This is a genomic window from Streptomyces johnsoniae (genome assembly GCF_031845565.1).
Classification (GTDB): domain Bacteria; phylum Actinomycetota; class Actinomycetes; order Streptomycetales; family Streptomycetaceae; genus Streptomyces; species Streptomyces johnsoniae.
On the sequence record NZ_JAVREV010000002.1, the window covers coordinates 1 to 10,082 of the forward strand.

The 10,082-nt window shown below is 73.4% G+C and carries 10 protein-coding genes and 1 rRNA gene; 2 read left to right on the plus strand and 9 right to left on the minus strand.

Going from position 1 to position 10,082, the window contains the following annotated elements; genetic code table 11:
• Together RM779_RS03015 and RM779_RS03020 are read right to left on the minus strand one after the other, a co-directional pair.
• Positions 1 to 73, minus strand: a 16S ribosomal RNA gene (locus tag RM779_RS03015); the annotation flags it as partial.
• Positions 74 to 470: 397 nt separating this feature from the next.
• Positions 471 to 1,481 carry a stage II sporulation protein M gene (locus RM779_RS03020; protein ID WP_311615499.1) on the minus strand — a complete coding sequence of 337 codons (1,011 nt, stop codon included), beginning with the start codon at positions 1,479 to 1,481 and terminating at the stop codon, positions 471 to 473.
• Positions 1,482 to 1,570: 89 nt separating this feature from the next.
• On the opposite strand from RM779_RS03020, the gene RM779_RS03025 reads away from it, so the two are divergent.
• Positions 1,571 to 2,482 (plus strand): RDD family protein, encoded by a 912-nt coding sequence (locus RM779_RS03025; protein WP_311615500.1) that lies wholly within the window; start codon positions 1,571 to 1,573, stop codon positions 2,480 to 2,482.
• Here RM779_RS03025 and RM779_RS03030 read toward each other — a convergent pair.
• The 7 genes from RM779_RS03030 to RM779_RS03060 all read right to left on the minus strand — a co-directional run bounded on the left by RM779_RS03030 (position 2,466) and on the right by RM779_RS03060 (position 9,433).
• The gene (locus RM779_RS03030) at positions 2,466 to 3,092 is read right to left on the minus strand and encodes a hypothetical protein (protein ID WP_311615502.1); all 627 of its coding nucleotides are present in this window, start codon (positions 3,090 to 3,092) and stop codon (positions 2,466 to 2,468) included. The genes RM779_RS03025 and RM779_RS03030 overlap by 17 nt on opposite strands.
• A gap of 59 nt (positions 3,093 to 3,151) precedes the next feature.
• Positions 3,152 to 4,585, minus strand: a complete 1,434-nt coding sequence (gene ahcY / locus RM779_RS03035) for an adenosylhomocysteinase (protein WP_311615503.1) — start codon at positions 4,583 to 4,585, stop codon at positions 3,152 to 3,154.
• A gap of 285 nt (positions 4,586 to 4,870) precedes the next feature.
• Complete coding sequence (gene manA / locus RM779_RS03040; RefSeq protein ID WP_311615505.1) at positions 4,871 to 6,082, minus strand: mannose-6-phosphate isomerase, class I; 1,212 nt, start codon at positions 6,080 to 6,082, stop codon at positions 4,871 to 4,873.
• 87 nt (positions 6,083 to 6,169) lie between these two features.
• Positions 6,170 to 7,324 carry an SIS domain-containing protein gene (locus RM779_RS03045; protein ID WP_311615508.1) on the minus strand — a complete coding sequence of 385 codons (1,155 nt, stop codon included), beginning with the start codon at positions 7,322 to 7,324 and terminating at the stop codon, positions 6,170 to 6,172.
• A gap of 29 nt (positions 7,325 to 7,353) precedes the next feature.
• A complete protein-coding gene (locus tag RM779_RS03050) occupies positions 7,354 to 7,527 on the minus strand; it encodes a Trm112 family protein (RefSeq protein ID WP_077061065.1) in 174 nt (57 codons plus the stop codon).
• Between the two features lie 94 nt (positions 7,528 to 7,621).
• The gene (locus RM779_RS03055; RefSeq protein WP_311615511.1) at positions 7,622 to 8,980 is read right to left on the minus strand and encodes a phosphomannomutase/phosphoglucomutase; all 1,359 of its coding nucleotides are present in this window, start codon (positions 8,978 to 8,980) and stop codon (positions 7,622 to 7,624) included.
• 78 nt (positions 8,981 to 9,058) lie between these two features.
• Positions 9,059 to 9,433, minus strand: coding sequence for a DUF3499 domain-containing protein (locus RM779_RS03060; RefSeq protein ID WP_216355954.1), 375 nt, complete (start codon positions 9,431 to 9,433; stop codon positions 9,059 to 9,061).
• Positions 9,434 to 9,617: 184 nt separating this feature from the next.
• Between RM779_RS03060 and RM779_RS03065 the strand changes: the two genes are divergently transcribed.
• Positions 9,618 to 10,082, plus strand: coding sequence for a metallopeptidase family protein (locus RM779_RS03065; RefSeq protein ID WP_311615515.1), 465 nt, complete (start codon positions 9,618 to 9,620; stop codon positions 10,080 to 10,082).

A 10,082-nucleotide genomic window follows, 5' to 3' on the forward strand; every position in this document is an offset into this window, starting at 1 on the left:
ATCATCGTTCGACTTGCATGTGTTAAGCACGCCGCCAGCGTTCGTCCTGAGCCAGGATCAAACTCTCCGTGAATGCTTCAAAGAAACAATCCACGCGAGCAATAACCTCGCTGAACTGTAAAACAAAGACCAAGAAACCATCTCGGCCCACAAAACATTGGCGTTGACTTTTGGCACGCTGTTGAGTTCTCAAGGAACGGACGCTTCCATCGAATCCCTCTCAGGACCCTCCGGGCGCTTCCCTTCGCTGTGTCCACCACTCTAGAAGCAATCCCCGCCGAATTCCAAATCCGGCTCCTGAGACCCCATTCCGGGCAAGCCGAAATAGACCCTCGCGGGCTCAAGCTCATAAGTGTGGTAGAAGCTGCTCCCGCCCGCCGGATGAGATGACCCATCGGCTCGGCGACAACCCGGGCAACATTACGGGCGTGTGGCCACGGCGTCAAGCCGAGACCAACTCGGCCGGTGCCTCAGGCCGCCACCGGGGCCTCGGCCTGCCGGTCCGACGCCACGACGTCGCCGGTCTCGCCCGCCGCCACCGCCCGTTTGCCCAGGATGAAGACGTAGGCCAGGAACGCCACTTCGGCCAGGACGCCGATGCCGATGCGCGCCCAGGTCGGCAGGCCGGAAGGGGTGACGAAGCCCTCGATCGCGCCCGAGACCAGCAGCACCACCGCCAGGCCGATCGCCATGCCGAGCGCCGCCCGGCCCTCCTGGCCGAGGGCGGACAGGCGCGTCCGCGGCCCCGGGTCGATCACTGTCCAGCCCAGCCGCAGCCCCACGCCCGCCGCCACGAAGACGGCCGTCAGCTCCAGCAGCCCGTGCGGCAGGATCAGGCCGAGGAACACGTCCAGCCGGTCGGACGCGGCCATCAGGCCCACGCCGGTCGCCACGTTCACCGCGTTCTGCAGGAGGACCCACAGGACCGGCAGGCCGAGCAGCGCGCCGAAGGCCAGGGACATACCGGCGACCTGCGCGTTATTCGTCCAGACCTGAGCCGAGAAGGCCGCCGCCGGGCTGCTGGAGTAGTAGCTCTCGTACGCGCCGCCCGGCCGCGTCATCTCGCGCAGCTCCTCCGGAGCCGCGATCGACGCCTGGACCTCCGGGCTGTCCGCGATCCACCAGCCGAGCGCCGCCACCAGGCCCGTGAACACCAGGGCCGTCGGAACCCACCAGTGGCGCGTCCGGTAGCAGGCCGCCGGGAAGCCTGCGGTGAAGAAGGCCACCGCGTCCCGCCATGTGGCCCGCCTGGTGCCGACCACAGCGCTGCGCGCGCGTGCGACCAGGGTCGTCAGCCGCCCGGTGAGTGCCGGGTCCGGCGCGGAGGACTGGAGGACGGAGAGGTGGGTGGCCGTCCGCTGGTAGAGCACGACCAGCTCGTCCGCCTCGGCCCCGGTGAGCCTGCTCCGCCTGCGGCGCAGCAGGGCTTCCAGCCGGTCCCACTCCGCCCGGTGGGCGGCGGCGAACACGTCGAGATCCATGTTCAGAGCTTGTCAGACGGCAGTGACAGACTGGATGACGGCAGCGAGATTTCCCGGGCAGGGAAGAGCAGAGAAGAGGGGGAGGGCGGATGAGCCAGCTGGTCACGGGCGATGCGGTCGTGCTGGGGCTCCAGCCCGCCCGGCTGCCGACGCGCGCCATGGCCGTCGCACTCGACCTCGCGCTCGTCATCGGCGTCTACCTGCTGCTGTCCGTGGTGCTGCTCAGCACGGTGCTCCCGCTCGGCTCGGCCACCGCGCAGGCCGTGCAGGTGGCGCTGCTGCTGCTCGTGCTCGTGGGGGCGCCGATCGCGGTGGAGACGCTGAGCCGCGGCCGTTCGCTGGGGAAGCTGGCGTTCGGGCTGCGCGTGGTGCGCAACGACGGAGGGCCGATCCGCTTCCGGCACGCCCTCGTGCGCGGGGCGATCGGCTTCGTCGAGATCCTGTTCACCGCCGGTTCCGTCGCCATGATCGCGTCGCTGGTCTCGGCGGAGGGGCGCCGGCTCGGGGACGTCTTCGCCGGAACGCTCGTGGTGCGGGAGCGCGTGCCGCGCACCAAGTCGGCACCCCTGCCGCCCCCGCCGCCCGCGGTGGCGGCGCAGTTCGCGCAGCTCGATCTGTCGCGGGTGCCCGACCCGCTGTGGCTCGCGGTCCGCCAGTACCTGGCGCGCATGGGTCATCTGGACCGCGAGGTCGCCTGGTCGATGGGCGTGCGGCTGGCGGACGACGTGGTGGCGCGGGTGGGCGCCCCCGCGCCGCCCGGGATACATCCGGCGGCCTACCTGGGGGCGGTGGCCGCCGAGCGGCAGCGGCGTGAGGCGGAGCGCACCTTCGGCGCGCCGCTTTCCGCGGCTGCGTCGCCGCAGGCCCCACGGATACCGGACGTTCGGCCGGTGCGGGACGTTCCGCCGGAGCCGGAGCCGGAGCCGGAACCTGAGCGGCCGGGGCCTGAGCCGGAGCCCGAGCCGCCAGGGCGGGCGACCGGGTTCATCCCGCCGGCGTGAAGTCGGAGGGCGGCGTGTCCAGTTCCTCCAGCTCGACGCCGGGCGCGGCGAGCACCACGTCGCCGGACAGGTGCACAGTGCGCCGCTCCCCGGTGTCCAGATCGTCGATCCGGTAGGTGTCCACGGCCAGGGAGGCGCCGTCCGCGGTGTGAACGTCCCGGCCCGTCAGCGTCCACTGCTCGGTGCGGGTGCGCGGGGCGAGGACCGGCGGGGCGAAGGCGATCAGGCGGACGCGGGCGGCCGCGCCGGTGGTTGCCGGCCGCAGGAGGCGGGCGGTCGCGATGAGGAAGGCGGGCGAATCACCGGTGAACGCGCGGGCGGCCGCGTTGCGTTCCTGGCCGTCCTCGCCGGTCTTCGCGGCCATCCTGACCCAGGTCACGCCGTCGAGCGCCGCGCCGCGGACCTGCCAGCCGCCGGCGCGCAGTTCGAGGCGGACCGGACGGCCGAGCGCGTCCAGCGTGAGGTCGACGGAGCCGGCGTCCGCGCCGTCCGGCGCGGTGGACGTGGAGACGTAGCGCCAGCCGGTGGGGCCGGGCGCACAGTGGAACCGTTCCTCGCCGAGGGGCGCGCGGTCGTGCGGGTCGTGGAGGCTGTAGGTGCCGCGGGGCATGAGGGGGAGTGCGGAGCCGCCCGCCCGGCCGCGCGGGCGCGGCCGGGCGGGGGGAGCCGTCAGTACCGGTAGTGCTCGGACTTGTAGGGGCCCTCGACCGGCACGCCGATGTAGCTGGCCTGGTCCGGGGTCAGCTCGGTCAGCTGGGCGCCCAGGGCGTCGAGGTGGAGGCGCGCGACCTTCTCGTCCAGGTGCTTCGGGATGGTGTACACGCCGGTGGGGTACTCGCCGGTCTTGGTGAACAGCTCGATCTGGGCGATCGTCTGGTTGGCGAAGCTGTTGGACATGACGAACGACGGGTGGCCCGTGGCGTTCCCCAGGTTCAGCAGGCGGCCCTCGGACAGCATGATGATGGTGTGGCCGTCGGCGAACGTCCAGGTGTGGACCTGGGGCTTGACCTCGTCCCTGACGATGCCGGGGGTCTGCGCGAGACCGGCGATGTCGATCTCGTTGTCGAAGTGGCCGATATTGCCGACAATCGCCTGGTGCTTCATCCGCGCCATGTCGGCGGCCATGATGATGTCCTTGTTGCCCGTGGCCGTGACGAAGATGTCGGCGATCTCCACGACGTCCGTGAGGCGGGCCACCTGGTAGCCGTCCATCGCGGCCTGGAGGGCACAGATCGGGTCGATCTCGGTGATGATCACGCGGGCGCCCTGGCCGCGCAGCGACTCGGCGCAGCCCTTGCCGACGTCGCCGTAGCCGCAGACGACGGCGACCTTGCCGCCGATCAGCACGTCCGTCGCGCGGTTGATGCCGTCGATGAGGGAGTGGCGGCAGCCGTACTTGTTGTCGAACTTCGACTTGGTGACGGCGTCGTTGACATTGATCGCCGGGAAGAGGAGCTGCCCGTCGCGGAACATCTCGTACAGGCGGTGCACGCCGGTGGTGGTCTCCTCGGTGACCCCGCGGATCTCGGAGGCGGCCTGCGTCCACTTCTGCGGCGACTCGGCGAGGGTGCGGGTCAGCAGCTCCAGGATGACGCGGTGCTCGTCGCTCTCCGCGGTGGAGACGTCAGGAACGCTGCCGTCCTTCTCGTACTCGACGCCCTTGTGGATCAGCAGCGTGGCGTCACCGCCGTCGTCCAGGATCATGTTGGGCCCGCCGGTGGGGGTGTCCGGCCAGGCCAGGGCCTGCTCGGTGCACCACCAGTACTCCTCCAGCGTCTCCCCCTTCCAGGCGAAGACGGGGATGCCGGCCTCGGCGATGGCCGCCGCGGCGTGGTCCTGGGTGGAGAAGATGTTGCACGAGGCCCAGCGGACGCGGGCGCCGAGGGCCACCAGCGTCTCGATCAGCACGGCGGTCTGCACCGTCATGTGCAGCGAGCCGGTGATCCGGGCGCCGGCCAGCGGCTGCGCGGCGGAGAACTCCTCGCGAATGGCCATCAGGCCGGGCATCTCGTGCTCGGCGAGGGTGATCTCCTTGCGGCCGAAGGCGGCCAGGGAAAGATCGGCGACCTTGAAGTCCTGAGCGTTGGTGGCGCTCGTTGTCATGACGACTGCTCCTCGATGGCGATGCGTTGGCGATGCGTTGGCGATGCGTTGGCGGACACGATGCGACTGCGGGCGCGCCGCGGGAGCGCGGTGCGTCCGGAGCTTCGCAGTCCGTCGGAGGGCCTTCTTACCCCTCGGCCGGGCCGACCCCTCGGGCCGCCCGACTGCCATCAGCAGCGACGTCGACTTCTTCCTCCGAATCTACACCGCGCCCCCGGGGGGCTCTCAAGGCCGCGGGGGAACCGGGGTCGGGTTTCCGCCGCCACCGGGCCGCGGCCCGGTGGGTCACAGGGCGACGGTGGCGCGGAAAAGGGTGCCCGTTCCGGCCATGGTGACCCGCTCGCCGGCCGGCACGTACGCGGAACGGCCCGGCGCCAGGACCAGCTCGCGGCCGTCCGCGGAACGCAGCGCGATACGCCCCGCGGTGCACAGCAGGATCTGCGCGGCGGGCGCGGGCAGCGGCCGCGCGGCGGAGCCCGCGGCCAACACGTGCCGGGACAGGCGGAACTCGTCGATGGGCGTCGCGTACACCTCTTCCCCGCTGCCGTCCTCGGCGGGGGCGGGGCGCAGCACGCCGGGGCCGCCCGCCTCGAAGCGCACGATGCGCAGCAGTTCGGGAACGTCGACGTGCTTCGGGGTGAGCCCGCAGCGCAGCACATTGTCGGAGTTCGCCATGATCTCGACGCCGAGGCCGTGCAGGTAGGCGTGCGGGACGCCGGCGCCGAGGTACAGCGCCTCGCCCGGGGCCAGGCGCACGTGGTTGAGCAGCATGGCGGCGATGACGCCCGGATCGCCCGGGTAGTGGCGGGCGAGCCCGGCGTAGGCGGTGAAGGCGGCGGCGGTGGCCCGTTCTGGGTGGTCGGCGCCGAGCCGGGCCGCGGCCTCCGCGGCGCGGTGGACGGTGTCGGCGACGGCGTCGGGGTCGGCGGTCAGCACCGCGGTGAAGACCTCGCGCAGCGCGTCGCCCTCGGGGCGGGCGCGCAGCAGGTCGGCGTAGGGCTTGAGCTGGTCGACGCCGAGTTGTTCGAGCAGGTCGGCGGTGTCGGCGGCGGGGCGGAAGCCGCACAGACCTTCGAACGGGGTGAGGGCGCAGATCAGCTCGGGCTTGTGGTTGGCGTCCTTGTAGGTGCGGTGCGGGGCGTCGACCGGGACGCCGCGCGCCTCCTCGTCGGCGAACCCGGCCTCCGCCTGACCGCGGTCGGGGTGGACCTGGAGGGAGAGGGGTGTCGCGGCGGCGAGGAGCTTGAGCAGGAACGGCAGGCGCGGCCCGAACGCCCCGACGGCCGCCGGGCCCAGCTCGGCGGCCGGGTCGGCGGCGATGACGTCGGCGAGGGATACGGGGCCTGTGCCGCGGTCGACGCGGGAGGGGGCGCCGGTGTGGGCGCCCATCCACAGCTCGGCCTGAGGTCCGCCGGTGGGCTCGGTGCCCAGCAGCTCGGGCAGGGCGGTGGCCGAGCCCCAGGCGTAGGTCTTGACGGTGTTGTCCAGAAGGTCCATCTCGCGGCGGTCTTTCTGCGTCGTGGCGGACACGGGTCGGGGGCGTCGGAGGAACGCGGGCGGGAACGGGACCGCGGCGGCGGCCGGCTAGCCGCGCGCGGCGGCGAGCGTCAGGTAGACGGCGGCGAAGTCGAGCTGGGCGATCAGCTCGGCGGCGGTGCCGAGCGGGCCGCTGTCGCCGGCCGTCTCCAGCTCGCTGAACGTCGCGCCCTGCGCGAAGGCCAGCTCCCGGGCAGCCGCCGCGGCCCCGTCAGGACCGGGCGGGCGGCGCTCGTCGCCGTCCGCGAGCGGGCTGCGCAGCAGCACGACGCGGGGGTGGAGCGGCGCGGGCTCCTCCACGCGGTCGCGGAAGAAGTCGTCGGTGGCGGGGCCGCGGCCCGGCCCGCCGCCGAGGAGCGCGCCGTGCGCGGTGAACGCCTCCGGCAGCTCCGCGGTGAGCGCGGGGTGCCCGGCGAGACCGGTCAGGGTGGCGGCGCCGTGCCGGGCGGCGGCGCGGGCGGCGGGGCCCTCGCTCCACAGCAGGGGAAGCGCGGCGGCGCACTCCGCGGCGAGCGACTTGGCGACATTGCCGTGGGTGCTGACGGCGGGGCCGCAGCGTTCCGCCACGGCGTCGAGCCGGTCGGCCATGGCGTGCACGGCGGCGCTGTCCGCGTCGAAGAGGCCGAGGCGGTCGCCGAGCAGCAGCAGCGGCGTGATCAGCGCCCAGGCCGGGCCGGGTGCGGCCGGATGGCCGGCCGGCTCCGCGTAGGGGGCGGGGCTGAACGGGACGGCCAGGCTGCGGCGATGCGCGGTGGCCTCGGCGAGCGGCGAGCCGGCCGGGGCGACGGAGACGACGGCGCAGCCGCGCCGGTAGGCGCTCTCGACGAGCAGGGCGAGTCCGGGCGCGGTGCCCTCGGCCGAGGCGATGACCAGCAGGTCGAGGGGGCCGGCCCAGCGGGGCAGCGACCAGGTGAGGGCGCCGGGTGCGGCGAGGGCGCCGGTGGGGACCAGCCGGGTGACGCGGGTGCCGTCGCCCGCGAGGGCGGCGAGCAGGTCGGCGGCGAGCGGCACTTCGGGGCCGGTGCCGGCCACGAGAACGGTGCCGGGGCGGCCCTCGGGCGTGAGGCGGCCGAGGGCGGACTCCTCGGCGCCGCGCACGGCGGTGCGCACATGGGCGCCGGCGGAGGCGACGGCGCGCAGCAGCCCGTGCGGGTCGGCGCGGACGAGGGCGTCCGGGTCGTCGAGGAGCGTTTCGTCGATCATGGGAACTCCGGTGGCCCGGGACGGCACACCTAGCCGGTCCTGCGGGCCTCGTCCTCAAGGAGGACGGGGATGCCGTCCTGGACCGGGTAGGCCAGTGCGCAGCTCTCGCCCGTGCACAGCAGCTCGTCGCCCTCTTCGCGCAACGGGGCGTGGCAGACGGGGCAGGCGAGGATGTCGAGCAGAGCGGCCTCGACGAGCGGCATGGGCGTCCCTCCCGCGGTGAGTGGCTGTCGCGATCACCCTACCCGGAGGGACGCCGCGGCGGCACGGCGCGCCCGTGGCCGGCCGGCCCTTCGGTCAGGCGCGGACGAGCGCCAGGACCTCGTCGCGGACCTTGTCGACGGTCGCGGTGTCGCGGCCTTCGATGTTGAGGCGCAGCAGCGGCTCGGTGTTGGAGGGCCTGAGGTTGAACCACCAGTCGTCGGTGGTGACGGTCAGGCCGTCCAGCTCGTCGAGGGTGACGCCGGGCCGTCCCGCGTAGGCGGCCCGGACGGCGGCGGCGCGGCCGGCCTGGTCGTCGACGCGGCTGTTGATCTCGCCGGACGAGGCGTACCGGTCGTAGGCGGCGACCAGTTGGGACAGGGGGCCGTCCTGTTCGCCGAGGGCGGCGAGGACGTGGAGGGCGGCGAGCATGCCGGTGTCGGCGTTCCAGAAGTCCCTGAAGTAGTAGTGGGCGGAGTGCTCGCCGCCGAAGATCGCGCCGGTGCGGGCCATTTCGGCCTTGATGAACGAGTGGCCGACGCGGGTGCGGATGGGGGTGCCGCCGTTCTCCTTGACGACCTCGGCGACGGTCCAGGAGGTGATGAGGTTGTGGATGACGGCGGAGCCGGGGGCCTTGGCCAGCTCGCGGGCGGCGACCAGGGCGGTGATCGCGGAGGGTGGGACGGGCTCGCCGCGTTCGTCGACGACGAAGCAGCGGTCGGCGTCGCCGTCGAAGGCGAGGCCGATGTCGGCCCCGGTCGCCTTCACGCGGGCCTGGAGGTCGACGATGTTGGCCGGATCGAGCGGGTTGGCCTCGTGGTTGGGGAAGGTGCCGTCCAGCTCGAAGTACAGGGGGTCGACCTCGATCGGCAGCCCGTCGAACACGGTGGGGACGGTGTGGCCGCCCATGCCGTTGCCCGCGTCGACGACGGCCCTGAGCGGGCGGATGCCGGTGAGGCCGACGAGGGAACGCAGGTAGGCGGCGTAGTCCCCGAGGGTGTCGCGCTGCCCGAGGGTGCCCGGCCGGGCGACGGGCGCGGGTGCGCCCTCCTCGGCCCACCGTTCGACGAGGGCGCGGATGTCGGCGAGCCCGCTGTCCTGGCCGATGGGCGCGGCCCCGGCCCGGCACATCTTGATGCCGTTGTACTGGGCCGGGTTGTGGCTGGCGGTGAACATGGCGCCCGGCAGGTCGAGGGCGCCGCTCGCGTAGTACAGCTGGTCGGTGGAGCACAGGCCGATCTCGGTGACGTCCGCACCGCGGGCGGCGGCGCCGCGGCCGAAGGCGCGGGCCAGGCCGGGGGACGACGGGCGCATGTCGTGGCCGATGACGACGGCGTTGGCCCCGGTGATCTCGGCGAAGGCGGCGCCGAACAGCTCGGCGAGACCTTCGTCCCACTGGTCGGGAACGACTCCGCGCACGTCGTAGGCCTTCACGATCTGGGACAGATCCGGCACGGCTAACCCCTTGTCTTGAGGGTCGGTGGATGGGCGGTGCTGTCGGGAGCGCTCGCTCCTCAATGTACCGGCCGGGTGTTACGCCTCGGGTGACCGGAGTATCCGCAGGTGGCCGCGGCGGGCGACCTCCATGGGGTCGGCACCCGCGGGGGGCGTGGGCGGCGGCTCCTTGCGCTGCGGCGTGCGCGCCGCCTCACGGACGGCGTCGGCGAGCGCTTCCAGATCGTCCGCGGTGTGCCTGGCGGCGGCGGGGTCCACGGCCAGCCGGACGACCTCCCATCCGCGCGGTGCGGTCAGCCGCTCGGAGTGCTGGGCGCACAAGTCGTAGCAGTGCGGCTCGGCGTAGGTGGCCAGGGGCCCGAGAACGGCCGTGGAGTCCGCGTAGACATACGTAAGCGTCGCGACGGCGGGTCGGGCGCACGCGGTGCGCGAACAGCGACGTACGGGGCTCACGATGTTGGACCGTACCGCACTCCTGAGCGGGTCGCGACGACTCCGCCCGGCGTCACCCCACCGTGTCGTCCCACCTGCGCCCGCGCTGTACGGATTCGTCTGTTGGTTCGGTGTTGTCCCACGGCGGCGGGATGGCGAGCGGTGTTCTCACCCCGCGGCTTCCGGTCCTCTATGGTCGAGTGCGATGGACAATTCCAGCGGCGTCCCCCCCGTCCCGCCCGGCCCGGCCGACCGTCACCGGCATCGCGACCGGCACGGCCGTGGCATGCGCGGGCCCGTGGCGCCGCCCCAGGTGCCGCTCGCGGTCAGCCGGGCCGACACGTTCGACTCCCTGGTGCACGATTCGGCGGAACGGCTGCGGCGCAGGCTCCCGCAGCTGGCCGACGTGGACTTCGAGGTGCAGGAGGTGCCCTGGCTGGCGCGCGAGGGCGAGCCGGGGTCCGGCACGGACGGCGTGCCGCTCGGCGGCGTGCAGCGGGCCAGGCCCGGGCGGCCGGACCGGATCGTGGTGTACCGCCGCCCGGTGGAGCTGCGCAGCCGCGACCGGGACGAGCGCGCGCAGCTGGTGCACGAGGTGGTCGTGGAGCAGGCGGCGGAGTTGCTCGGGCTGGCCCCTGAGTCGGTCGACCCCAGGTACGGGCAGGACTGA